The organism is Chitinophaga sp. Ak27 (assembly GCF_012726295.1).
GTDB lineage: Bacteria > Bacteroidota > Bacteroidia > Chitinophagales > Chitinophagaceae > Chitinophaga.
Genome location: NZ_JABAOB010000007.1, coordinates 100,829 through 122,426 on the forward strand (window position 1 = coordinate 100,829; position 21,598 = coordinate 122,426).

Below are 21,598 nucleotides of genomic sequence, written 5' to 3' on the forward strand. Positions count from 1 at the left end.
TCTGCCATGGGTCCTGTTCTACGGGACCTTTTTTATGCAAAGCCATTAACCTAATAGAGGGGAACTCATTTTTTCACGTCAATATTTGTAGACATAAACTAGCTAAGCCTTTATTTTACTGATAGCCAACTAATGAAAGGCTTAATGGCCTGAATTATTAGAATACCTCCTGCAACTGTTAAAAACAAAGAACCGGGATGACTGGTTCGGGGCCTGGATGAGATACTGCCCCGCTGAAGTCCTACCAGGATAGTCTGGGGCAGTATCAATGGTCAGTTCACGCTGTAGTAACTAACAACAAACTAAGGTATTGGCAAGCTGGCTATCAAATGATAATTATGAAACACCTGTAGTGTATTTATTGATATGTGTAATATGTTGTCATTAAATATGATATAATAGGATGGAGATTTAATAAGCCGAGATTTATGAATTTTTTGTTTGCGGAGTTCAAGGGTTCTAAAAAATGGAGCATTTCACTACCTGTACTGCTGTGGTTTGCACTGGCTTTGATAGCGGGCTTGGCTGAATACCTGCACCAATCATTCAACAATTATCTCATTTTTAAACAGGTTTTCTTGCACACCCTCGAACAGAGAAACTTGTACCTCGAATATCCATCCGAATATTTTGATGTCAACCATTACGGGCCGGTATTTAGTCTCATCATCGCTCCCTTTGCCGTTTTACCGGATGCCCTGGGGGTAATATGCTGGACCCTGGCCAACGCCGCGGTGTTATGGCTGGCTATAAAAAAGCTGCCACTCACCCAGCAAAATTTCCTGATCGTATTACTCATCGGTTTGGTAGATATGATGACAGCCAGTCATAATGTTCAGTTTAATACCATGACGGCTGCCTTTATAATTTTTGCCTTCGTATTGGTAGAAGAGGAAAGAGATATCTGGGCTACGTTTTTCATTGCCCTGGGGTTCCTGACAAAATTATATGGCATCGCCGCCATCGTTTTTTTCCTGTTTTCAAAACACCAGGTAAAATTCATTGGATATCTTATCATGTGGATGGTTCTATTGTTCTGTCTGCCAATGATAATCTCCACTCCCGCATTTGTTATCCAGTCATACGCCGACTGGTATCATGCGCTCAGCGACAAAGTGATACAGAATACAAGTGGGCTCAGCGCTAGTAATATGCAGGATATCTCCGTGATGGGAATGGTTAGGCGCACTTTTCAAACAACCAGTTTTAAAGATATATATGTGCTGATACCTGCAGTAGCCATTTTTGGGCTGCCGCTATTACGCACATCGCAGTATAAAAGTTTGGGCTATCGCATGCACTACCTGGCGCTGGCGCTGATTGCTGTTGTAATATTCAGCGACTCCGCTGAATCCGCGACCTACGTAATTGCTATGGTGGGAGTAGGCATCTGGTATGTTTTACAAGAGAAAAAGACAGCATGGGTAAATGCCGTGCTGGTATTAGCCATCATTCTTACCAGCCTGTCAACAACAGATCTTTTTCCCCAGTATGTGAAAGTACATTTAATACGGGCTTATGCCTTGAAAGCATTACCCTGTCTGATAGTATGGCTGTTGCTGATTAAAGAGGCAGCAGCCGGCAAATTCGACGATCATAAAATTTGTGTATAAGATGAAAAAGCTAGTTTCCATCGTTGTACCGGTTTATAACGAACAAGAAAATGTAATACGCCTCAATGACGCACTACAGCGCGTATTTGAACCCTTGCCGTATAACTTTAATGTTATATTCATAGATGATGGCAGCAGCGATGCCACATTGGATAACCTGAAAAGGCTTGCCCTCGTATACGACAACATCCGTTTCATTTCTTTCTCCAGGAATTTCGGTCACCAGGCCGCCCTCAAGGCAGGACTGGATATGGCAGATGGCGACTGTGTGATCAGCATGGATGGAGATATGCAACATCCACCGGCACTTATCCCGCTTTTAATCGAAAAATGGGAAGCCGGTTATGAGGTCGTTTATACCATCAGGAAAGAAGATCCGACACAGCCTTACATGAAGAGGAAAACGTCCAACCTGTTCTATTCCCTGATGAACCGGCTGTCTGATATTAAAATAGAAAAAGGAGCTGCCGATTTTCGTTTACTCGATAGGGTAGTGGTAAACGTACTGCGCAGCATGCAGGAAAATGACCTCTTCTTCCGGGGATTGGTGAAATGGACCGGCTATAAACAATTAGGCATAGAATACGTACCCGAGCAACGCTCTTCCGGGGAATCTAAATATACCTATAAAAAAATGATTGCACTGGCGGTGCGCGGTTTTACTTCCTTTAGCACCCGCCCCCTGTATGCAGCTACCTACCTTGGATTTGCGTTTGCATTGCTTTCTTCCTTATACGTACCTTACGTCATTTTTAGCTTGGTATTCGAACATCCTATTTCCGGCTGGGCATCAATTATCGTCACCATCGCTTTCTTTGGAGGGGTGCAGTTAATGATATTGGGTATTATAGGACTATATCTCGGTAAACTGTTTTCTCAAAGTAAGCAGCGTCCGGTTTACCTCGTAAGAGAAAGTAACGTGATGAAAGATGGCAGCCTCTTAAGAGAAAACTACCTGATCGAGCAAAATAGCATTGTAAAGGAAAGATATATTATAAAAGACAATAAACTGGTTAGGGAGAAAGTATTGTAAAGGTTATGCGTACGGAACGTTTTGTATTATTGAGCTTTGATGTAGAAGAATTTGATATGCCCCTGGAGTATCAGCAGCCTATTGAGATGGCCGATCAAATGCGTGTCGGGCATGAAGGACTGGTAGTCACCATGGACATTGTGAATAATGCCAGGGCGACCAGTACTTTTTTTACCACTGGCAATTTCGCGCAAGCATTTCCCACAGATATTAAGGAAATGGCTGCCAAACACGAAATTGCCTCGCATACTTTTTATCATTCTTCCTTTTCTGTACCTGATCTGCTCAAAAGTAAACGATGCCTGGAGCAGATCACCCAACAACCGGTATATGGCCTGCGTATGCCCCGCATGCGCCACGTAGAAATGAGCGACGTGAAAGCGGCTGGTTATCTGTATGATTCGTCTATCAATCCCACCTGGATTCCCGGACGATATAATTATCGCTCAAAACCCCGTACCGTCTACACAGAAAATGATATGTTACGGGTTCCTGCTGCTGTGAGTCCTAACCTGAGAATTCCCTTATTCTGGCTGGCATTTAAGAATTACCCCTATGCACTATTCAAACGCCTTGCTATCCAAACCCTGAAGAAGGATGGCTATTTATGTCTCTATTTCCATCCCTGGGAATTTGTTGATCTGAAGGATTATAACATTCCTGCCTATACCAAAAGACACGCCGGGCCCGTATTGCAGGACAGATTAAGTAAGCTGTTGAAAGATCTCTCCGCGGAAGGATCGTTTATTACAATGCACAACTACCTGAAAAGAAAGAACTTTTACTAGCACCGCCTAATATTTGGATGGATGACAGATCAACAGAGAAAGATATTGATCAGTGTGGAGGTGGAAGAATTTGATATTCCGGAGGAATTTGGCCAGCAGGTAAACCTGCAGGAGAAACTTGAAATTTCCAGGAGTGGCTTGCAGGCAACCTTAACGCTATTTGATAAATATGAGGTGAGCGCTACTTTTTTTATAACTGCATATTGGGCACAGCACTACCCGGAATTGGTCCGTAAAATAGCTGCCAGGCATGAAATAGCATCGCATGCTTATTATCATAACACTTTTACCGATGCCGACCTGGAAGGCTCCCGGCTGGCCCTGCAGGAAATCTGCGGACAACCTGTACGAGGTTTCCGCATGCCCCTGCGGCGTAAAGTAAATATTTCAGCCCTGAAAAATGCAGGCTATCTCTACGATGCCTCTCTTAATCCGACCTGGCTCCCCGGACGATTTAATAACTGGCGCCAACCCCGGACCGTTTTTCGGGAAAACGATACCTGGGTCATTCCATCATCTGTATCCCCACATATCAGATTTCCCCTGTTCTGGCTCAGCGTTAAAAATATTCCCTTATGGATTACCAAACATTTCAGCAGGAGAGTGCTCCAAAAAGATAGCTATCTCTCTTTTTATTTTCATCCCTGGGAAATGGCCAACATGGATGCATATGCCCTGCCCGCTTATGTAAAAAGAGTATCCGGAAAAAAAATGGAAAAAAAATTGGATGGATTCCTACGTTTCTTGCAAAAACAGGGAACTTTTTGTACCCACACCGATTTGCTGCAATCCCGCATGGCAACAGCATTATAGGCATGACGCTGCATTGGTGCGGGAAATCCTTGCTATTTTCCTGCAACAAGATATAGAAACGAAATGTTATAGTAATAATGAATAAGGTAAAGTGCTCATGTTGCAGGAAATTTCAACAAGTATCATATCATTTTTTTGAGATTTTTTTTGAAAATTGAATGTTTACTATATTCATTTTCAGTACTTTTGTCGTAGCAAGAATGCTATCCGGAAGATCATTCCCCATTATCCCCTGCCTCTTATTGTATTAATGGCTGTCTGTAGATAGCTGTGGTTGCAGACGCAAAACGTTTGCCGGTATGTTTTATTCATTCAACGTGTAAAATTGTTAAAACTAAAAATTAGACTATGAAAAGAATTCGTCTTTTAACCCTTGCGCTTGCAGCTGTATTGTTTGGCTCCGCCGCTCACGCCCAGATTCAGAAAGGAAATATTATGGTGGGTGCTGATCTCACCAACATGAACGTGGTTTTCCAAAAAGAGAGTACTGCCTTCAGTTTTAATCTTTCCCCTAAGGTGGGTTGGTTTATCAAAGATGGTTTGGCTATTGGAGGTTATGTTGACTTTGGTGCAAATACCACCAAGAATAAGACAACAGATACCAGGGCTTCAAATACGAATTATGGTATAGGAGCTTTTGCCCGTTATTTTGTTGAAGATAAGAACGTCCGGAAACTGGAATTTTCAAAGAGAGTAAGGTTCTTCGCGGAAGCGAACGCCGGGTTTGCCGGGCAGAACCCTGCCAGTGGAGCTTCTACAAATGGTTTTAATGTCGGTATCGGACCTGGTATTTCTTATTTTATTACGCCCAATGTTGGCCTGGAAGGCTTATTTAAGTATGATCTGACAGTAGGAGGTGGAAATTCTACTACCGCCAACCGCCTCAGCCTTGGCATAGGCTTCCAGATTTACCTACCGTCTGCGAAAGCAAAGGCGATCTACAGAGAGGAGAGAAGTAAATAATATTAAGATAAACACAGAAAATGGTTACAGTAGTCATTATCAGGCTGTCTGTAACCATTTTTCTATTAGGCATCCTCATCAGTTGGATTACTGAATAAAATGAATAAGCCGGGTTGAAAATGAACTAACTGAACGAATGGTTTTAAGCAAGAACCCATTATTTTAGTAATCTGTCTACAAAGTTGTGGGCAAGGGGATTGCCGAAAACCCTGGAAAGAGTAGGCATTAAACGAATAAACTATCCGGTATGCTGAGCTCAATACTCGCCGCAGTACTCAAATTCGTTGCTATCGTTGCAGGTGCAGCGCTGTAATTCTCATTGTTACGCAATGATTTTTCCAGATGGGATTGCCGAAAACCAATAACAGAGTAGGCATAAATGAAAACATGAAGTTATGATTCTCGATGCCTTGAACACCTTCCTGAAAGGCTTAATTGCCCTGCTTACATCTTCGTTGGGAGGCCTCTGAATTTATTGGTGCTATGCACCGGGATGATGATATGCTGCTCAGTTCACGCCAGGATGCTGATACAACGGTGTGGCAATACGGACAGACACGCTCTTGTCTTTCAGTTTCACGGTTGGGTGTCTGGTAGCATTCGTAAAATATCCCGCCTATCTTTTTAACTAAAAAGCTCCGGTAGTCACCGGAGCTTTTTTAGTTAAAGCATGTTAATACTGAACCATGCAGATCATGTAACAGCATAAAGAAATGAACAATGAAAGATGAGGAAGCCGAACTGAACAAAATGAACGAACGGAATTCACACAATACGTTTTAATTTCGGTCTGCACCAAAAGCAGGTGCGCATTGGGATTGCCGAAAACCAAAGCAAGAGAGTAGGTGTAACCCGAAGTAAAAACTATCTTATGGCTTTACTGAATCAACTGCTGGCAACTATCGTTGCACTGCTCCAATCTCTGCTGGGAGGTCTGTAAGATTTTCCCCGGTAAGGGATGATTCCACATGAATGTGATGCTATTTCCCTTACAAACATCATCCTGAAAGCTGTTCTGAAAAGAACAGCTTTTTTATATCTGGCATATCCCTTCGAGTTGGCTGTGGTAGCCCAATGAACAGCATTGATAAAAGCGGTTGGAATGAATAAAATGAACGTATGTTTATTGCATGATTGACTTTAATTTAGTTCCTGTTAACTGAATAACAACTGGGAATAGCCGAAAACCAGGTAATAGAGTAGGCAATATCTTATAAAAACCTTTTTCCATGGATTTACTGAATCAACTGCTGGCATTAATCTTAGGATTAGTAAAATCATTGTTAGGTGGTATCGGCGGCGGTTTACCGCTGTAATCAGTGGGGCTTGACCACTGTGCTCATTGAGCCACTTTAATTATTAAAAGAGGGTATTCCGGAGAGCGGGGTACCCTCTTTTAGTATTGGCCTGTTAAGTCGTATGTTAAGCATCCAGGTGCACCTGGATGCTTACTTTTGGTAAGTGGTATGAGCTTTTTTGAAAAGCGGGCCAGGCCATTCAGAAAATCCCGGGACAGCGCTTCCAAGAGCTGTTGCAAACATCTTTTTATTAATCTGCCGAAAAAAAAGGGAAAGAAATTTTTCTCTTTTTTGGTTTTGAAATTTGTTTTCCTATATTTGTCAAAACGAGCATGTGAAGTTACCTTAAGGCTTAACACACACACAATGAATGTTTTCTGAAGCCTTATTGCCCAAATGACCGCACTCCATCTACCTTCCAACTGCCGCCGGAGCTAGCCTCTCGCCCGGTATCTTTCATTTTTTTCTGAGAATTATTTGCCAAATAGAAAAAACGGGTTACCTTTGCCCTCCCAAATTGTATTGGGAAAAAACTAAGAAGAAGTTCATTGCATATGTCTCAGAGAATAAGAATCAAGCTGAAGTCCTACGATCATAACCTGGTAGACAAGTCTGCTGAGAAGATCGTTAAAACCGTGCGTAACACGGGTGCCGTGGTAACAGGTCCAATTCCTTTACCTACCGAGAAGAAAATATTTACAGTATTGCGTTCTCCGCACGTTAACAAGAAAGCGCGCGAGCAGTTCCAACTGTGTACTCACAAACGTTTACTGGATATTTACACGTCTTCTTCCAGAACTGTAGACGCGCTGAGCAAGCTCGATTTACCTTCCGGAGTAGAAGTTGAAATTAAAGCATAGGACAACAGCAAGGCAGGCAAAAGGCCGGCCTTTAATTGATTTATGGTTATACTGTTGATTTTCAACAGTATAACAATTTTAACAAACAAACATAGGTCGCGCCTTCTGGGCGACCACCCAATAAATGTATTTAAACCGCCTATCCTGGGGATAGCTAGAAATCCCCCAGGCGCTGGGTAAAATCATATAAAAATGAAAGGTATTATTGGCAAAAAGATTGGTATGACCAGTATCTTCGAAGCTAATGGTAAACAAACTGCTGTTACCATTATCGAAGCAGGTCCCAACGTTGTAACCCAGGTAAAAACCCTGGAATCAGATGGTTACAATGCAATTCAGGTTTCTTTCGGTGAAAAGAAAGAAAAGCACACCACTAAAGCAGAAAGCAATCACTTCGCGAAAGCAAGCACTTCTCCCAAACGTTACGTTAAAGAACTCCGTAATCCGGACGTACAGAAAGCCCTCGGTGAATCTATCACCTGCGAAATCTTCGCAGAAGGCGAAACAATCGACGTAGTAGGCACTTCCAAAGGTAAAGGTTTCCAGGGTGTTGTAAAACGCCACGGATTCAGCGGTGTGGGTGAAGCTACCCACGGCCAGCACGACAGAAGCAGAGCTCCCGGTTCTGTTGGTGGATCCTCCTATCCTTCCCGCGTATTTAAAGGTATGCGTATGGCCGGCCAGACAGGTAATGAAAGAGTGAAAGTGAAAGGTCTGAAGATCGTGAAAATATTCCCTGAAAAGAATTATATCCTGGTAAGTGGTTCCGTTCCCGGCCACAATGGTTCAATCGTTTTAATCCAGAAGTAACATGCAAGTAGATATTTTAAATATACAAGGAAAGAAAACCGGAAGATCCATTGAGCTTCCTGAGGAGATCTTTGGTGTTGAACCTAACAACCACGTTATCTACCTGGCTGTTAAACAATACCTCGCTGCTCAGCGTCAGGGTACCCACAAGGTAAAAACCAGAGCTGAAGTAAAAGGTGCTTCCCGCAAATTACACAAACAAAAAGGTACCGGTGGCGCCCGTAAAGGTAACATCCGTAACCCACTGTATAAAGGTGGTGGTACCATCTTCGGACCAAAACCTCATGGTTGGGGCTTCAAACTGAACAGAAAAGTGAAAGATCTCGCTAAGATCTCCGCCCTGTCAGTAAAAGCTAAGGAAAACAGCATCATCATCGTTGAAGATCTGCAACTGGAAGCGCCAAAAACCAAACAGTTCGTTGGTTTCCTGAAGAACCTGAACATCAACGTTGAAGGCAGAAAGACTATGTTCATCACGCCTGAATACAACGACAATGTTTACCTGTCTTTAAGAAACATCCCAACTGTAGACGGTACCGTTCTGAGTGATATCAACACTTATGACATCATGAACAGCAATTACATCGTGTTTACAGAGAGCGCTGCTAAAATCTTCACGGAAGAGCCGGCAGAAGCATAAGATGTCAAAAACAATTAACAAAACAAGCTAAGAGCTGAACGCTAATAGCTAAAAGCTAATAAAGAAATGAAACTTTCTGACGTTTTAATCAAACCGGTGGTATCCGAAAAGGTTAACAAAGCAACCGATAAATTCAACCGCTACTACTTCATCGTTGACAAAAAAGCCAACAAACTGGAGATCAAAAAAGCAGTGGAAGAATTTTACGGCGTAACCGTAGCAGATGTAAATACTGCTGTAATGCCAGGTAAAGCTAAATTCCGCTTTACTAAAGCCGGTTTCATCGCAGGTAAAAAACCGTCTTACAAAAAGGCGATTATTACCATTGCAGCTGGTGAAACTATAGATCTGTATGCTAACATGTAGTGCCTTTCCGGCCTGAACAGCCGGGATGTGGATGTATATACAGATCACGATTTATATTTTAATAACATTTAACTTTTTAGGAAGTAATGGCACTGAAGAAGTTCAAACCAATGACGGCCGGTACCCGCTGGAAAATAGGCAACGCTTATGCTGAGCTGACTACGGATACCCCGGAAAAAAGCCTGCTGGAACCCATTAAGAGAACCGGCGGTAGAAACGCACAGGGTAGAATGTCCATGCGTTACATCGGTGGTGGTCACAAGAAACAATACCGTGTAATTGATTTCAAACGTGATAAGGAAAATATTCCTGCTACCGTAAAAACTATCGAATACGATCCAAACCGTAGCGCATTCATCGCACTGGTGAATTATGCAGATGGTGAAAAACGTTACATCATCGCTCCTCAGGGCTTACAGGTAGGTGGTATCGTTATCAGTGGCACCGATGTAGCTCCTGAAGTAGGTAACGCCTTACCACTGAAGAACATGCCGCTGGGTACTGTTGTACACAACATTGAGCTGCAACCTGGTAAAGGTGGTGCTATCGCAAGAAGCGCCGGCGCTTATGCTCAACTGTCCAACAAGGAAGAAAAATATGCTGTACTGAAAATGCCTTCCGGTGAGCTGCGTAAAGTATTGAATACTTGTAAAGCTACTGTAGGTACTGTTTCTAACTCCGATCACGCCCTGCAATCCATCGGTAAAGCTGGTGCGAATCGCTGGAGAGGTATCCGCCCTCGCAACCGTGGTGTGGCGATGAACCCTGTAGATCACCCAATGGGTGGTGGTGAAGGTAAATCTTCCGGAGGCCATCCAAGATCCAGAACTGGTAAATATGCGAAAGGCCTGAAAACCAGAAAACCGCATAAGAGTTCTGATAAGCTGATCATTAGCAGAAAAAACGGTAAAAAATTATAATTTCTGAATCCGGGCTCCGGTAGTAATACCAGATCCCGGGTTTGAAAAATCATAAATCAGTAAGACATGGCTCGTTCCATAAAAAAAGGTCCTTACGTAGACCAGAAATTAGAAACTAAGGTTGAAAAAATGAATGCCGGCACCAAACGTACTGTTATCAAGACATGGAGCCGTCGTTCTACTATCACGCCTGATTTCGTTGGTCACACTTTCGCAGTTCACAATGGCAACAAATTCATTCCTGTTTATGTAACAGAATTTATGGTTGGTCATAAACTGGGCGAATTTGCACCTACACGTAACTTCAGAGGACACGTTAACAAGAAAATGTAAATTATAGTCTGAGGTTTGAGGTTTGAAGTATCGGTTTCAAACCAATAGATCAAACAGCAGACATCAGACACCTAATAATAAAAGAAATTAATAACAATGGAAGCAGTAGCTAAGCTGAATAATAATCCTACATCTCCCCGCAAAATGCGTTTGCTGGCAGACTTAATTCGTGGTCTGGATGTAGAAAAGGCTTTGAATATTTTGAAATTCCATCCGAAGCACCCAAGCGTACCTTTAGAAAAACTGCTGGTATCTGCGATCGCTAACTGGAAAGTGAAGAATGAAGGTGCAAGGGTAGAAGATGCTAACCTGATCGTTAAAACTATTTTTGTTGACGGCGGCCGCACACTGAAAAGAATGCGCCCAGCTCCACAGGGAAGAGGTTACAGAATCCGCAAGAGAAGTAACCACGTAACAATTGTAGTGGACAGCAAAGCACAATAATTAGTGCGGAAACGAGATAGAAACAAAACTATTAAACTAATAGACAAATAACCAGAACATGGGTCAGAAAACAAATCCTATTGGTAACAGGTTAGGTATCATCAGAGGATGGGACTCTAATTGGTATGGCAGCAAAAAAGATTTTGCGACCAAACTGATCGAAGATAATAAGATCAGAACTTATCTGAATGCACGTATCAACAAAGGCGGCATTTCAAGAGTTGTGATCGAAAGAACTTTAGGTAAGTTAATCATCACTGTTCATACATCTAAGCCTGGTATCATCATTGGTAAAGGCGGTAACGAAGTTGATCGCATCAAGGAAGAACTGAAAAAGCTGACAGGTAAGGAAGATGTACAGATCAACATCCTGGAGATCCGTCGTCCTGAAATGGATGCTAACATCGTTGCTGAAACAATCGCAAAACAAATTGAAAGCCGTATCAACTACAAACGTGCTATCAAAATGGCGATTGCTACCGCACTGAGAATGGGCGCAGAAGGTATCAAGGTAAAAATCAGCGGCCGTTTAGGTGGTGCTGAAATTGCCCGCTCCGAAGAAATGAAACAAGGTCGTACTCCATTACATACTTTCCGTATGGACATCGATTACGCTTCCCTGTTCGCTTTAACCGTATACGGTAAAATCGGTATCAAAGTATGGATCTGTAAAGGTGAAGTACTGGGCAAACGCGACCTCAACCCGAACGTTTTAACCGGTAAAGAAGGTGATAACCGTGGTACTGGTCATGGTGGTGAAAGAAGAGAACATCACGGCGAACGCAGAGACAACCGTGGTGGTGACAGAAGAGGCGGTGGAGATAACCGTGGCGGTGGCCGCAGATAGTATCTGGCGGTAGAACAGACATTAACAATTACTATTAACATTAACAACATAGACGATGTTACAGCCAAAAAGAACGAAACACAGGAAGATGCACAAAGGCCGCATCAAAGGGAACGCTAAAAGAGGCGCTACCCTCTCCTTTGGTACTTTCGGTCTTAAAGCATTAGAACCTAAATGGATCACCGACAGGCAGATCGAAGCTGCCCGCGTTGCGCTGACAAGGCACATGAAACGTGAAGGTAACGTATGGATCCGCATATTCCCTGACAAACCTATCACAGCTAAGCCTTTGGAAGTGAGGATGGGTAAAGGTAAAGGTGCTCCTGACCATTGGGCAGCAGTAGTAAAACCAGGTAGAATTTTATTTGAAGCGGATGGCGTTCCTTTACAGGTAGCTAAAGAAGCAATGGAACTCGCAGCACAAAAACTGCCCATTAAAGTAAAATTTGTAACCAGCCGCGACTACGTAGCTTAATTACAGGTATCAATATCTAAAAATCCGGTAACCTGCTCCGGCAGCTAACCGAATCAAATTCAATACAATGGCAAAAGAAAAGCTGGAACTGAAAGGCCTGAGCGAGCAAGATCTGAAAGAGAAAATCTCTGCAGAAAAACTCCGCTTGAAAAAAATGACCTTTGGTCACGCAATTACGCCAATCGAAAATCCAATGAGCATCCGCGCTGTAAGACGTGATATCGCTCGGATGAGTACCGAACTGCGTAAAAGACAACTGGGCTTCTAAATCTTCAGTCCCGGTAACACCCGGGGCTGCTGAATAGCATTAGTATAACAAAATAGGACCTCTTTACGGAGGGTTAAATACTTTCAACAATGACGACCGAAAGAAAATTAAGAAAAACCAGGATTGGTGTGGTTGCCAGCAACAAAATGGATAAAACCATTACCGTTAAGGTGGAGCGTAAGGTAAAGCACCCGATCTATGGTAAGTTCGTGAAAAAAACTACCAAGTTCATGGCGCACGACGATAAAAACGAGTGCAGCATCGGCGATACCGTGAAAATCGCGGAAACCCGCCCTCTGAGCAAAAACAAATGCTGGAGACTGGTAGAAGTAATCGCTAAAGTAAAATAATTATTTATTTGTTTCAAGCTGCATCCGGCTACCCCGGTTACAGCCGCTGACTAAACAATATCAAATCTCATTTCGATGATACAACAAGAATCAAGACTGAGTGTAGCTGATAACAGCGGTGCTAAAGAAGTACTTTGCATCCGCGTATTGGGTAACTCCGGTCAGGACTACGCTGGCGTAGGCGATAAGATTGTAGTAACCGTTAAGGACGCAATGCCTGGTGGTGGTGTGAAGAAAGGTATGGTTACTAAAGCTGTAATCGTAAGAACTAAAAACAAATTACGTCGTAAAGACGGTTCTTATATCCGCTTCGACGATAACGCAGTTGTACTGCTCAATAACTCAGACGAACCTCGCGGTACCCGTATTTTCGGTCCGGTTGCCCGTGAGCTGAGAGACAAGGGTTATATGAAAATTATCTCCCTCGCTCCTGAGGTATTATAATATTATTGTCGATGGAGGGATTCTGGAAATTTTCTTAAAATTTCCAGAATCCCAAAATTCATAAATATTTCTTATCTTTGCAGCCCGTTTGCAGAACGAGAAAAAACATTAATCAAGCGAAACAACTGTTTCGCTTGGCGTTTATAAATAAATCAAAGTAATGAAAACTAGATTTAAGCCTAAATTCAACATTAAGAAGGGCGACCTGGTTGCGGTAATTGCCGGTGATGACAAGGACAGAACCAAAGCTCGCAAAGTGCTGGAAGTTCAGCCTGACAAAGCCCGCATTCTTGTAGAAGGCGTTAACATTATTACCAAGCACACTAAGCCTACCGCTCAGAATACCAAAGGTGGTATTGTTAAGCAGGAAGCTCCAATTGCGATCTCTAACGTAATGCTGTGGGATGCCAAAGCTGGTAAACCTACTAAAGTAAGCAGAAAGAGAGAAAACGGTAAATTAATTCGTATCGCTAAAAAATCAGGGGAGGAAATTAAATAATGTCAAACACAAAATATACTCCGAGACTGCAGAAGAAATACCAAGAGGAAGTAAAATCTGCACTGATGAAGAAATTCAACTACAAAAGTGTCATGCAGGTTCCTCGCCTGGTAAAAATTTGCCTGAACCAGGGTATTAACGGTGCAGTAGGTGATAAGAAACTGGTAGACATCGCAGTAGATGAAATGACCCGTATCTCTGGTCAGAAAGCTATCGCTACCCTGTCTAAAAAGGATATCTCCAACTTCAAACTCAGAAAGAACATGCCTATCGGTGCACGTGTAACTTTACGCAGCACTAATATGTATGACTTCCTGGACCGTTTGATCGCTGTATCTCTCCCTCGTGTACGTGACTTCAAAGGCGTTAACGAAAAAGCTTTTGACGGTCGTGGTAACTATACTATGGGTATCACAGAACAAATCATCTTCCCTGAGATCGATATCGATAAAGTAACTAAAATGTCCGGTATGGATATCACTTTCGTTACTACTGCAAACACCAACGAAGAAGCTTACGAGCTCCTGAAGGAAATGGGTATGCCGTTCAAGGGTATGAAAAAAGATAATCAGTAAATCGAAACGATAATATAATTATGGCAAAAGAATCCGTAAAAGCCAGACAAAGGAAAAGAGAAGCTATGGTAGCAAAATTCGCAGAAAAGCGTGCTGCCCTGAAAGCTGCCGGTGACTACGCTGCACTGGATCAACTTCCAAAAAATGCTTCTCCTGTTCGTCTGAAAAACAGATGCCAACTGAGCGGTCGTCCTAAAGGATACATGCGCCACTTTGGTCTCTGCAGGAACATGTTCCGTGACCTGGCACTCGCAGGTAAAATCCCTGGCGTAAGAAAAGCCAGCTGGTAATTGAATGATCTGAGTAACCGGCTTACCGGATCCCTCATATCACCGAATGAAAGTTATTTGATTCCCATCTTATTACGATTGGATATCGCATTGTAAACATTATCAAACTATTTCAACAATGGTTACTGATCCAATAGCAGACTTCCTGACACGTATCCGGAACGCGCAAATGGCCACCCACAGGATTGTGGAAATTCCGGCTTCCAAGCTGAAAAAACGTATTACAGAAATTCTGTACGATAAAGGTTATATCCTGAAGTACAAATTCGAAGAGGACAACAAACAAGGCGTTATCAAAATCGCCTTGAAGTATGATCCTATCTCTAAAGAGCCCGCTATCAAAGAATTACAACGCATCAGCCGCCCAGGTCTGCGTCAGTACGCTAAACCAGAAGAGTTTAAGCGCGTGAAGAACGGTTTAGGCGTGGCAATCATCTCTACTTCTAAAGGTGTAATGACCGATAAAGAAGCAAAAACTCAAAACGTAGGTGGCGAAGTAGTTTGCTACATCTATTAATATATTGATTGACTGGTTGTTGCTCAACCAGTCAATCACTTAAGTTATCTGACAATTAAGCTCTCTATACGGCGCTGAACACGGATAACCGGTACATCAATATCAAACAACTTTAAATTAAAGTTATGTCTCGTATAGGTAAAAGTCCTATTAAATTGGCCAGCGGTGTAACAGTAACTGTTTCTCCTGCCAATGAAGTAACTGTAAAAGGCCCTAAAGGTGAACTGAAAAAGAGCATCGACCGGGAAATGAAAATTGAGGTGAAAGACGGTGTTTTAACCGTTGTTCGCCCAACTGAACAAATCCGTCACAAAGCCCTCCACGGTTTATACCGTGCATTGCTGGCTAACATGGTTCAGGGTGTTACTGAAGGCTTTAAAAAGCAACTGGAACTGGTGGGTGTGGGCTATAAAGCCGCTAACAATGGCCAGTTACTCGATCTGTCTTTAGGTTATTCTCATAATATCATCTTCGAAATTCCGCAGGAACTGAAGGTTGCTACCCTCACTGAAAAAGGTCAGAACCCTAAAATCATGCTGGAAGGTATCGATAACCAATTACTGGGTCAGGTAGCGGCTAAAATCCGTAGCCTGCGTAAACCAGAGCCTTACAAAGGTAAAGGTGTTCGCTACAGTGATGAAGTGGTACGTAAGAAAGCTGGTAAATCAGCTGGTAAATAAAATTTTTAATTGGCTAGTCAGCTGGTTCAGCTGGTTAGCCAGTTTTAACAAAATCCCGGCAGCATCGGGATTATAAAATAAAACTCAAAATGAGCACAAAAGTTAACAGGAGACAGAAAATCCGCTACCGCATCCGTAAGAAAATCTCCGGTACTGCACAGCAGCCAAGATTGTCTGTATTTCGCAGTAATAGCGATATCTACGTGCAATTGATAGATGATACCAATGGCACTACCCTGGCTTCAGCTTCTTCCCGTGATAAGGACATCAAAGCTCAGCAAGGAACTAAATCCGAGAAATCTGTACTGGTTGGTAAAGCACTGGCTGCTAAAGCAATTGCACTGGGCTTAACTACCTGCGTATTCGATAGAAGCGGTTATTTATATCATGGCCGCGTGAAAAGCGTAGCTGACGGAGCAAGAGAAGGTGGTCTTCAGTTTTAATCACGAAGTCCGAATCTTATAATTCTGAACAAGTAATTCTTATAAAATAAAATGGCAAAGAATTCATTCAATAAAGTAAAGGCTGGTGATCTGGAGCTGAAAGAAAAAGTAGTGGCGATCAACCGTGTTACTAAAACCACTAAAGGCGGTCGTACTTTTAGTTTCTCCGCACTGGTTGTTGTAGGTAACGAAAACGGCGTGGTAGGTCACGGTCTTGGTAAAGCTAAAGAAGTACAGCAGGCGATCACTAAAGGCATAGACGATGCTAAGAAAAACCTGATCAAGGTTCCTGTTATGCACGGTACTATTCCTCACGATCAGTTTGCTAAAGAAGGTGCTGCCAAAGTACTGATTAAACCAGCTGCCCATGGTACTGGTGTAATCGCTGGAGGTTCTATGCGTGCAGTGCTGGAAAGCGCTGGTGTAACAGACGTTCTGGCTAAATCTTTAGGTTCCGCTAACCCACACAACGTGGTGAAAGCTACTTTCAAAGCACTGGGTTTATTACGCGAACCAATCGGTATCGCTAAAACCAGAGGCGTTTCCCTGAAGAAAGTTTTCAACGGATAAGTCATGTTCCTCGTACAGAGGACCATATTTTCCATTGGGAAATTTTGAAAATAATTCATTAACAATTAAATTACTCCGCCTTTAAGCGGATAGGGGTTTATGGCAAAGATTAAGATCACTCAAGTGAAAAGTGGTATAGACCGTCCTGAAAGGCAGAAACTGACCTTGAAGGCACTGGGCCTGACTAAGATGCACGCTACTGTGGAAGTAGAGGCAACTCCTCAAGTCCTCGGAATGGTCCGTAAAGTTAATCACCTTGTATCGGTAGAAACAGTGAACGCTTAATTAAAGTAACACTGCTGTGGGATTGTCTGCTGATAATCTTACCTTTACATTTGTGACTTTACCATTTTTATTTTAGAATAAGCGAGCGGTTAATTTCCGCGCAAGTAAAAACAATTAATTTTATGAATCTGCATTCATTACAGCCTGCACAAGGCGCTGTACATAAAGAAAAACGTCTTGGACGTGGTGAGGCTTCCGGTAAAGGTGGTACCTCTACAAAAGGTAACAAAGGTATCCAGCAACGTGCTGGTTATGCTAGCAAGAAAGGCTTCGAAGGTGGCCAGATGCCAATCCAACGCCGTATGCCTAAACGCGGTTTCAAAAATAATAACCGTGAAGAATACACAATCTTCAACCTGGGTCAGCTGGATCATTTAGTTGAGAAATATGGCCTCGAGGAGTTTAATCTGGAAAACCTGTTCATGAACGGCCTGATTAACAGAACAGCTAAAGTTAAAATTCTCGCTAACGGAGAACTCAAAGCTAAAGTGACTGTTAAAGTAAACGCAATCAGCGAAAAAGCTAAGCAGGCCATCGAAGCAGCAGGTGGATCAGTAGAACTGGTATAAGACTTTACGACTGAGGAGACGCCTACGGAGTAGTGCGTCTTTTCATATTTAATAGCGCTATTAAACCTTTATCTTCCTGTGAAGAAATTTATCGAAACGATTAAGAATATCTGGAGTATTGAGGATTTGCGTAACCGCATCCTGACCACCCTGCTCCTGGTCCTCATCTACAGATTAGGATCCTATATCGCTTTGCCTGGCATTGATGCAAACGCACTGACCAACTTTGAGAAAAATTCTAATCAGGGTATCCTGGGACTGGTGAACATGTTTGCGGGTGGATCATTTTCAAGGGCTTCGATCTTTGCATTGGGTATTATGCCCTACATCTCTGCTTCAATTGCTATCCAGTTACTGACGATAGCAGTTCCTTACTTCCAGAAGCTGCAGAAAGAGGGGGAAAGTGGCCGCAAAAAAATTAACCAGTTTACACGTTATCTCACCGTAATCGTAACGGGTTTCCAGGCCAGCGCTTATGTAGCCTACCTGCGTAATCAATCCGGTGGCGCTATTATCGCTGAATATGGCACCTTCTTCTTCTGGCTCTCTACTACAGTTGTACTTACTGCAGGTACCCTGTTCGTAATGTGGCTCGGTGAAAAGATCACAGATAAAGGTATTGGTAATGGTACTTCCATTATCATCATGATGGGTATCCTTGCCCGTTTGCCACAAGCCCTGGTCGCTGAGTTTTCCAGTAAGGTGGCAGGTGAAGCGGGTGGACCGATCCTGTTCCTCATTGAAATTGCTATCTTCATCCTGATCACCGTAGGTCTGATCCTCCTGGTACAGGGTACAAGAAAGATACCAGTAAACTATGCTAAACGTATTGTAGGTAATAAACAATATGGTGGCGTACGTCAGTTCATCCCACTGAAAGTGAATGCAGCTGGTGTAATGCCTATCATCTTCGCCCAGGCGATTATGTTTATCCCGGCTACTGCGATAGGCTTTGCTACTTCTTCTGAAAGTGCTTCCGGCTTTATCCGCATCTTTAGTGACCACACTAATGGCTGGTATAACCTGATCTACGCTGTATTGGTGATTGTATTTACTTATTTCTATACCGCGTTGATTTTCAACCCAACTCAGATGGCAGATGAAATGAAACGTAACAACGGTTTCATTCCGGGCATTAAACCTGGTAAGGCTACTGCCGATTATATCGGTGCAGTAATGGACCGTATCACTTTGCCAGGGGCATTTTTCCTTGCACTGGTGGGTATCATGCCAGGTATCGCTGCTGCCTTCAAGGTCAACAGTAACTTTGCTACCTTCTTTGGTGGTACTTCCCTCCTGATCATGGTGGGGGTTATCCTGGACACACTGCAACAGATTGAAAGCCAACTCCTCATGCGTCACTACGATGGTTTGATGAGTACCGGCCGTATCAAAGGCAGAACTGCCCCGGCTAATGCATAAGTAATTGAACGTTAAATCGTTACAATAACGATAAAATAGCCACAGAAGCTTTTTACGCTTTAGTGGCTATATTATTTTAGAAGCCGTTAGCTGTTAGCTTTACCTAACAGCTGATAGCCAACAGCTAAAAGCTGAAAGTATGATTCATTATAAGACGAAGGAAGAAATAGAGTTGATGCGCAAAAGTGCTTTGCTCCTGAGTGCAGCCCTGGCTGAAGTAGCCCGGAACCTGAAACCAGGTATGAGCACGCTGGAAGTAGATGCTATTGCCGATAAGTTTATTGTCGAAAATGGTGCTACTCCTTCTTTTAAAAATTATAAGGGCTTCCCCAACGCCTGCTGCATTTCAGTGAATGAAGAGGTGGTGCATGGAATCCCTAACCAATATGTGCTGAAGGACGGTGATATCGTAACGGTGGATGTAGGCGTGTATATGAATGGTTATCACTCCGACAGCGCCTATACTTTCGCTATTGGTAACGTAGCCGAGAATGTACTCCGGCTGATGACTGCTACCAAAGCTGCCTTGTACAAAGGGATTGAAAAGGCGGTAATAGGCAACCGTATTGGAGATATCTCCTACGCAATTCAGGAATATACAGAGAAAGAGCGTGGTTATGGTGTGGTAAGGGAATTGGTAGGCCATGGCCTGGGTCGTCATTTGCATGAAGATCCCCAGGTGCCTAACTACGGAAAGCGTGGTAGCGGTCCCGTAATGAAGGAAGGTCTGGTGATTGCCATCGAGCCTATGATTAATCTCCGCTCCAAGGACGTAGAATACCTGGAGGACGGCTGGACAGTTGCCACCCGTGATGGTAGCCCATCTGTTCACTTTGAGCATACAGTAGCGGTGGGAAAAGGGAAAGCAGATGTATTATCTACCTATGTGGATATAGAAAGAGAAGAGAGAAATAACCCTGAATTGAATTCAAATTACTAAATCGTCATTTGGATTTTTCTAATGCAAATGGGTTTTATTGGTAAATTAGGTAGGTTTTAACGGAAAAATCGGCAATAATAATAATAATCGAGGTAAATTTTTCTATTTCAAAAGATAAATGCTATCTTTGCAGTCCTAAAAATTTTTATGGCAAAACAGGCACTCATTAAACAGGATGGAATTATATTAGAAGCCTTGTCGAACGCTATGTTCCGTGTAAAGTTGGAAAATGGGCATGAGATCCTGGCCACCATTTCTGGAAAAATGAGAATGCACTATATACGCATTCTACCAGGAGATAAGGTTGGCGTAGAGATGAGCCCATACGATTTGTCAAGAGGCCGTATAATTTTCAGATACAAATAAGACGGAAAAGGGTAGAGGCGATTGGATTTTTAATTTAATAAATATCATAACCTTTTATAAAGTAATAATCATGAAGGTAAGAGCTGCAATCAAAAAAAGAAGTGCGGATTGTAAAATAGTTCGTAGAAAAGGTGTTTTGTTGGTAATCAACAAAAAGAATCCTCGTTTTAAACAACGCCAGGGTTAATCGATTCCCCAACGGAATTTGATTTTTTAATCAGAATCATAAAATCAAAATAGAAATATGGCACGTATAGCCGGTATAGATCTTCCTAAAAATAAAAGAGGAGAAATTGGCCTCACCTATATCTTTGGTATAGGCCGTTCTACCGCCCAATATATCCTGAACAAGGCGGAAATTGATGTAAATAAAAAGGTGCGGGAGTGGAATGATGATGAACAAGCTGCCATCCGTAACATTATCAACGGAGAGTTCAAGGTAGAGGGTCAGCTGCGTTCTGAAGTACAAATGAATATCAAGCGTTTGCTGGATATCGCTTGCTACCGCGGTCTGCGTCACAGGAAAGGCTTACCGGTAAGAGGTCAGCGTACACGTACCAACAGCCGTACCCGTAAAGGTAAGCGTAAGACAGTGGCTGGTAAGAAAAAAGCAACTAAGAAATAATAAATAAAATCCCAGGTTGAAATCCCAATTCCGAATCAGAGGGGTTTCAATGGCCGTGAGTCGTGTAAATTTGGGATCTGGAATTTCATATTTGGAATTTAAATCATTATGGCAAAAGCAAATAATACAAAAACTGCTGCTAATAAGAAAAGAGTAGTAAAAGTTGATAACTACGGAGATGTTCATATCTCTGCCAGCTTTAACAACATCATCGTGAGCATTACCAACAAGCATGGTCAGGTTATTTCCTGGTCTTCTGCTGGTAAAATGGGCTTCAGAGGTTCTAAAAAGAACACTCCATATGCAGCTCAGCTGGCTGCACAGGATGCTGCTAAAGTAGCTATGGACTCAGGTCTGAAAAGAGCAGATGTTTTTGTTAAAGGACCAGGAGCTGGCCGTGAAAGCGCTATCCGTGCAATCGCCAACTCAGGTATCGAAGTGAACATGATTAAAGACGTTACGCCTTTACCTCACAACGGTTGCCGTCCTCCCAAGAAGAGAAGAGTATAGGAATATATATTCACTGCATCCAGATACCAGGTTTCTTTCGAA

Annotated in this window: 32 protein-coding genes; all 32 read left to right on the forward strand. The window is 42.7% G+C overall.

Features of this window, described 5'->3' with window-relative positions:
- Positions 1–428: 428 nt before the first annotated feature.
- The 32 genes from HGH90_RS22400 to rpsK all read left to right on the forward strand — a co-directional run bounded on the left by HGH90_RS22400 (position 429) and on the right by rpsK (position 21,556).
- Entirely contained in the window at positions 429–1,613 is a 1,185-nt protein-coding gene (locus tag HGH90_RS22400) for a glycosyltransferase family 87 protein (RefSeq protein ID WP_169191917.1), read from the forward strand.
- Position 1,614: 1 nt separating this feature from the next.
- Positions 1,615–2,646 carry a glycosyltransferase family 2 protein gene (locus HGH90_RS22405; protein WP_168765972.1) on the forward strand — a complete coding sequence of 344 codons (1,032 nt, stop codon included), beginning with the start codon at positions 1,615–1,617 and terminating at the stop codon, positions 2,644–2,646.
- Positions 2,647–2,651: 5 nt separating this feature from the next.
- Positions 2,652–3,434: a polysaccharide deacetylase family protein gene (locus tag HGH90_RS22410; protein ID WP_168765971.1), complete on the forward strand. Its 783-nt coding sequence runs from the start codon at positions 2,652–2,654 to the stop codon at positions 3,432–3,434.
- 21 nt (positions 3,435–3,455) lie between these two features.
- Positions 3,456–4,247 (forward strand): polysaccharide deacetylase family protein, encoded by a 792-nt coding sequence (locus HGH90_RS22415; RefSeq protein WP_169191918.1) that lies wholly within the window; start codon positions 3,456–3,458, stop codon positions 4,245–4,247.
- A gap of 348 nt (positions 4,248–4,595) precedes the next feature.
- On the forward strand, positions 4,596–5,210 hold the full coding sequence (locus tag HGH90_RS22420; RefSeq protein ID WP_168765969.1) for an outer membrane beta-barrel protein: 615 nt from the start codon (positions 4,596–4,598) through the stop codon (positions 5,208–5,210).
- Between the two features lie 1,852 nt (positions 5,211–7,062).
- The gene (gene rpsJ, locus HGH90_RS22425; protein ID WP_012789286.1) at positions 7,063–7,368 is read left to right on the forward strand and encodes a 30S ribosomal protein S10; all 306 of its coding nucleotides are present in this window, start codon (positions 7,063–7,065) and stop codon (positions 7,366–7,368) included.
- Between the two features lie 192 nt (positions 7,369–7,560).
- Positions 7,561–8,178: a 50S ribosomal protein L3 gene (gene rplC / locus HGH90_RS22430; protein ID WP_145672675.1), complete on the forward strand. Its 618-nt coding sequence runs from the start codon at positions 7,561–7,563 to the stop codon at positions 8,176–8,178.
- Between the two features lies 1 nt (position 8,179).
- The gene (gene rplD, locus HGH90_RS22435) at positions 8,180–8,818 is read left to right on the forward strand and encodes a 50S ribosomal protein L4 (RefSeq protein WP_168741526.1); all 639 of its coding nucleotides are present in this window, start codon (positions 8,180–8,182) and stop codon (positions 8,816–8,818) included.
- Between the two features lie 66 nt (positions 8,819–8,884).
- Positions 8,885–9,184, forward strand: coding sequence for a 50S ribosomal protein L23 (gene rplW / locus HGH90_RS22440; RefSeq protein ID WP_145672670.1), 300 nt, complete (start codon positions 8,885–8,887; stop codon positions 9,182–9,184).
- An 86-nt stretch (positions 9,185–9,270) separates the two neighbouring features.
- Positions 9,271–10,104 carry a 50S ribosomal protein L2 gene (rplB, locus tag HGH90_RS22445; protein WP_169191919.1) on the forward strand — a complete coding sequence of 278 codons (834 nt, stop codon included), beginning with the start codon at positions 9,271–9,273 and terminating at the stop codon, positions 10,102–10,104.
- Positions 10,105–10,170: 66 nt separating this feature from the next.
- Complete coding sequence (gene rpsS / locus HGH90_RS22450; RefSeq protein ID WP_116976875.1) at positions 10,171–10,437, forward strand: 30S ribosomal protein S19; 267 nt, start codon at positions 10,171–10,173, stop codon at positions 10,435–10,437.
- A 96-nt stretch (positions 10,438–10,533) separates the two neighbouring features.
- Positions 10,534–10,881, forward strand: a complete 348-nt coding sequence (gene rplV / locus HGH90_RS22455; RefSeq protein WP_089760310.1) for a 50S ribosomal protein L22 — start codon at positions 10,534–10,536, stop codon at positions 10,879–10,881.
- Between the two features lie 58 nt (positions 10,882–10,939).
- Positions 10,940–11,728 carry a 30S ribosomal protein S3 gene (gene rpsC / locus HGH90_RS22460; RefSeq protein WP_145672663.1) on the forward strand — a complete coding sequence of 263 codons (789 nt, stop codon included), beginning with the start codon at positions 10,940–10,942 and terminating at the stop codon, positions 11,726–11,728.
- Positions 11,729–11,783: 55 nt separating this feature from the next.
- Positions 11,784–12,203 carry a 50S ribosomal protein L16 gene (rplP, locus tag HGH90_RS22465; RefSeq protein ID WP_142685977.1) on the forward strand — a complete coding sequence of 140 codons (420 nt, stop codon included), beginning with the start codon at positions 11,784–11,786 and terminating at the stop codon, positions 12,201–12,203.
- A gap of 67 nt (positions 12,204–12,270) precedes the next feature.
- Positions 12,271–12,471 carry a 50S ribosomal protein L29 gene (gene rpmC, locus HGH90_RS22470; protein ID WP_145672661.1) on the forward strand — a complete coding sequence of 67 codons (201 nt, stop codon included), beginning with the start codon at positions 12,271–12,273 and terminating at the stop codon, positions 12,469–12,471.
- An 89-nt stretch (positions 12,472–12,560) separates the two neighbouring features.
- Positions 12,561–12,821 (forward strand): 30S ribosomal protein S17, encoded by a 261-nt coding sequence (rpsQ, locus tag HGH90_RS22475; protein ID WP_079470766.1) that lies wholly within the window; start codon positions 12,561–12,563, stop codon positions 12,819–12,821.
- Between the two features lie 75 nt (positions 12,822–12,896).
- Entirely contained in the window at positions 12,897–13,265 is a 369-nt protein-coding gene (gene rplN / locus HGH90_RS22480) for a 50S ribosomal protein L14 (RefSeq protein ID WP_079470765.1), read from the forward strand.
- A 160-nt stretch (positions 13,266–13,425) separates the two neighbouring features.
- On the forward strand, positions 13,426–13,764 hold the full coding sequence (gene rplX / locus HGH90_RS22485) for a 50S ribosomal protein L24 (protein WP_145672659.1): 339 nt from the start codon (positions 13,426–13,428) through the stop codon (positions 13,762–13,764).
- Positions 13,764–14,339 (forward strand): 50S ribosomal protein L5, encoded by a 576-nt coding sequence (rplE, locus tag HGH90_RS22490; protein ID WP_168741530.1) that lies wholly within the window; start codon positions 13,764–13,766, stop codon positions 14,337–14,339. Before rplX ends, rplE begins: the two co-directional genes overlap by 1 nt.
- 20 nt (positions 14,340–14,359) lie before the next feature.
- Complete coding sequence (rpsN, locus tag HGH90_RS22495; protein ID WP_145672653.1) at positions 14,360–14,629, forward strand: 30S ribosomal protein S14; 270 nt, start codon at positions 14,360–14,362, stop codon at positions 14,627–14,629.
- 118 nt (positions 14,630–14,747) lie between these two features.
- Positions 14,748–15,146, forward strand: a complete 399-nt coding sequence (gene rpsH / locus HGH90_RS22500; RefSeq protein ID WP_169191920.1) for a 30S ribosomal protein S8 — start codon at positions 14,748–14,750, stop codon at positions 15,144–15,146.
- A 125-nt stretch (positions 15,147–15,271) separates the two neighbouring features.
- Positions 15,272–15,826, forward strand: a complete 555-nt coding sequence (rplF, locus tag HGH90_RS22505) for a 50S ribosomal protein L6 (protein ID WP_168765967.1) — start codon at positions 15,272–15,274, stop codon at positions 15,824–15,826.
- Positions 15,827–15,915: 89 nt separating this feature from the next.
- Positions 15,916–16,269: a 50S ribosomal protein L18 gene (rplR, locus tag HGH90_RS22510; RefSeq protein WP_168765966.1), complete on the forward strand. Its 354-nt coding sequence runs from the start codon at positions 15,916–15,918 to the stop codon at positions 16,267–16,269.
- A gap of 51 nt (positions 16,270–16,320) precedes the next feature.
- The gene (rpsE, locus tag HGH90_RS22515; protein WP_145672631.1) at positions 16,321–16,839 is read left to right on the forward strand and encodes a 30S ribosomal protein S5; all 519 of its coding nucleotides are present in this window, start codon (positions 16,321–16,323) and stop codon (positions 16,837–16,839) included.
- Between the two features lie 99 nt (positions 16,840–16,938).
- Positions 16,939–17,124 (forward strand): 50S ribosomal protein L30, encoded by a 186-nt coding sequence (gene rpmD / locus HGH90_RS22520; protein ID WP_145672625.1) that lies wholly within the window; start codon positions 16,939–16,941, stop codon positions 17,122–17,124.
- A gap of 122 nt (positions 17,125–17,246) precedes the next feature.
- Positions 17,247–17,693, forward strand: coding sequence for a 50S ribosomal protein L15 (gene rplO, locus HGH90_RS22525; protein ID WP_168741535.1), 447 nt, complete (start codon positions 17,247–17,249; stop codon positions 17,691–17,693).
- Positions 17,694–17,771: 78 nt separating this feature from the next.
- Positions 17,772–19,115, forward strand: coding sequence for a preprotein translocase subunit SecY (gene secY / locus HGH90_RS22530; protein ID WP_145672620.1), 1,344 nt, complete (start codon positions 17,772–17,774; stop codon positions 19,113–19,115).
- Between the two features lie 139 nt (positions 19,116–19,254).
- Positions 19,255–20,055, forward strand: coding sequence for a type I methionyl aminopeptidase (gene map, locus HGH90_RS22535; protein WP_169191921.1), 801 nt, complete (start codon positions 19,255–19,257; stop codon positions 20,053–20,055).
- 147 nt (positions 20,056–20,202) lie between these two features.
- Positions 20,203–20,421: a translation initiation factor IF-1 gene (gene infA / locus HGH90_RS22540; protein ID WP_012789309.1), complete on the forward strand. Its 219-nt coding sequence runs from the start codon at positions 20,203–20,205 to the stop codon at positions 20,419–20,421.
- 70 nt (positions 20,422–20,491) lie between these two features.
- The gene (gene rpmJ / locus HGH90_RS22545; protein ID WP_073083232.1) at positions 20,492–20,608 is read left to right on the forward strand and encodes a 50S ribosomal protein L36; all 117 of its coding nucleotides are present in this window, start codon (positions 20,492–20,494) and stop codon (positions 20,606–20,608) included.
- A 57-nt stretch (positions 20,609–20,665) separates the two neighbouring features.
- Positions 20,666–21,046, forward strand: a complete 381-nt coding sequence (gene rpsM, locus HGH90_RS22550; RefSeq protein WP_079470753.1) for a 30S ribosomal protein S13 — start codon at positions 20,666–20,668, stop codon at positions 21,044–21,046.
- Between the two features lie 108 nt (positions 21,047–21,154).
- Positions 21,155–21,556, forward strand: coding sequence for a 30S ribosomal protein S11 (gene rpsK, locus HGH90_RS22555; protein ID WP_079470752.1), 402 nt, complete (start codon positions 21,155–21,157; stop codon positions 21,554–21,556).
- Positions 21,557–21,598: the final 42 nt, after the last annotated feature.

Excerpts from the sequence above, each read along its gene's own strand:
- HGH90_RS22400 (WP_169191917.1), top strand. The coding sequence starts at position 429 with ATGAATTTTTTGTTTGCGGAGTTCAAGGGTTCTAAAAAATGGAGCATT.
- HGH90_RS22405 (WP_168765972.1), top strand. The coding sequence starts at position 1,615 with ATGAAAAAGCTAGTTTCCATCGTTGTACCGGTTTATAACGAACAAGAA.
- HGH90_RS22410 (WP_168765971.1), top strand. The coding sequence starts at position 2,652 with ATGCGTACGGAACGTTTTGTATTATTGAGCTTTGATGTAGAAGAATTT.
- HGH90_RS22415 (WP_169191918.1), top strand. The coding sequence starts at position 3,456 with ATGACAGATCAACAGAGAAAGATATTGATCAGTGTGGAGGTGGAAGAA.
- HGH90_RS22420 (WP_168765969.1), top strand. The coding sequence starts at position 4,596 with ATGAAAAGAATTCGTCTTTTAACCCTTGCGCTTGCAGCTGTATTGTTT.
- rpsJ (WP_012789286.1), top strand. The coding sequence starts at position 7,063 with ATGTCTCAGAGAATAAGAATCAAGCTGAAGTCCTACGATCATAACCTG.
- rplC (WP_145672675.1), top strand. The coding sequence starts at position 7,561 with ATGAAAGGTATTATTGGCAAAAAGATTGGTATGACCAGTATCTTCGAA.
- rplD (WP_168741526.1), top strand. The coding sequence starts at position 8,180 with ATGCAAGTAGATATTTTAAATATACAAGGAAAGAAAACCGGAAGATCC.
- rplW (WP_145672670.1), top strand. The coding sequence starts at position 8,885 with ATGAAACTTTCTGACGTTTTAATCAAACCGGTGGTATCCGAAAAGGTT.
- rplB (WP_169191919.1), top strand. The coding sequence starts at position 9,271 with ATGGCACTGAAGAAGTTCAAACCAATGACGGCCGGTACCCGCTGGAAA.
- rpsS (WP_116976875.1), top strand. The coding sequence starts at position 10,171 with ATGGCTCGTTCCATAAAAAAAGGTCCTTACGTAGACCAGAAATTAGAA.
- rplV (WP_089760310.1), top strand. The coding sequence starts at position 10,534 with ATGGAAGCAGTAGCTAAGCTGAATAATAATCCTACATCTCCCCGCAAA.
- rpsC (WP_145672663.1), top strand. The coding sequence starts at position 10,940 with ATGGGTCAGAAAACAAATCCTATTGGTAACAGGTTAGGTATCATCAGA.
- rplP (WP_142685977.1), top strand. The coding sequence starts at position 11,784 with ATGTTACAGCCAAAAAGAACGAAACACAGGAAGATGCACAAAGGCCGC.
- rpmC (WP_145672661.1), top strand. The coding sequence starts at position 12,271 with ATGGCAAAAGAAAAGCTGGAACTGAAAGGCCTGAGCGAGCAAGATCTG.
- rpsQ (WP_079470766.1), top strand. The coding sequence starts at position 12,561 with ATGACGACCGAAAGAAAATTAAGAAAAACCAGGATTGGTGTGGTTGCC.
- rplN (WP_079470765.1), top strand. The coding sequence starts at position 12,897 with ATGATACAACAAGAATCAAGACTGAGTGTAGCTGATAACAGCGGTGCT.
- rplX (WP_145672659.1), top strand. The coding sequence starts at position 13,426 with ATGAAAACTAGATTTAAGCCTAAATTCAACATTAAGAAGGGCGACCTG.
- rplE (WP_168741530.1), top strand. The coding sequence starts at position 13,764 with ATGTCAAACACAAAATATACTCCGAGACTGCAGAAGAAATACCAAGAG.
- rpsN (WP_145672653.1), top strand. The coding sequence starts at position 14,360 with ATGGCAAAAGAATCCGTAAAAGCCAGACAAAGGAAAAGAGAAGCTATG.
- rpsH (WP_169191920.1), top strand. The coding sequence starts at position 14,748 with ATGGTTACTGATCCAATAGCAGACTTCCTGACACGTATCCGGAACGCG.
- rplF (WP_168765967.1), top strand. The coding sequence starts at position 15,272 with ATGTCTCGTATAGGTAAAAGTCCTATTAAATTGGCCAGCGGTGTAACA.
- rplR (WP_168765966.1), top strand. The coding sequence starts at position 15,916 with ATGAGCACAAAAGTTAACAGGAGACAGAAAATCCGCTACCGCATCCGT.
- rpsE (WP_145672631.1), top strand. The coding sequence starts at position 16,321 with ATGGCAAAGAATTCATTCAATAAAGTAAAGGCTGGTGATCTGGAGCTG.
- rpmD (WP_145672625.1), top strand. The coding sequence starts at position 16,939 with ATGGCAAAGATTAAGATCACTCAAGTGAAAAGTGGTATAGACCGTCCT.
- rplO (WP_168741535.1), top strand. The coding sequence starts at position 17,247 with ATGAATCTGCATTCATTACAGCCTGCACAAGGCGCTGTACATAAAGAA.
- map (WP_169191921.1), top strand. The coding sequence starts at position 19,255 with ATGATTCATTATAAGACGAAGGAAGAAATAGAGTTGATGCGCAAAAGT.
- infA (WP_012789309.1), top strand. The coding sequence starts at position 20,203 with ATGGCAAAACAGGCACTCATTAAACAGGATGGAATTATATTAGAAGCC.
- rpmJ (WP_073083232.1), top strand. The coding sequence starts at position 20,492 with ATGAAGGTAAGAGCTGCAATCAAAAAAAGAAGTGCGGATTGTAAAATA.
- rpsM (WP_079470753.1), top strand. The coding sequence starts at position 20,666 with ATGGCACGTATAGCCGGTATAGATCTTCCTAAAAATAAAAGAGGAGAA.
- rpsK (WP_079470752.1), top strand. The coding sequence starts at position 21,155 with ATGGCAAAAGCAAATAATACAAAAACTGCTGCTAATAAGAAAAGAGTA.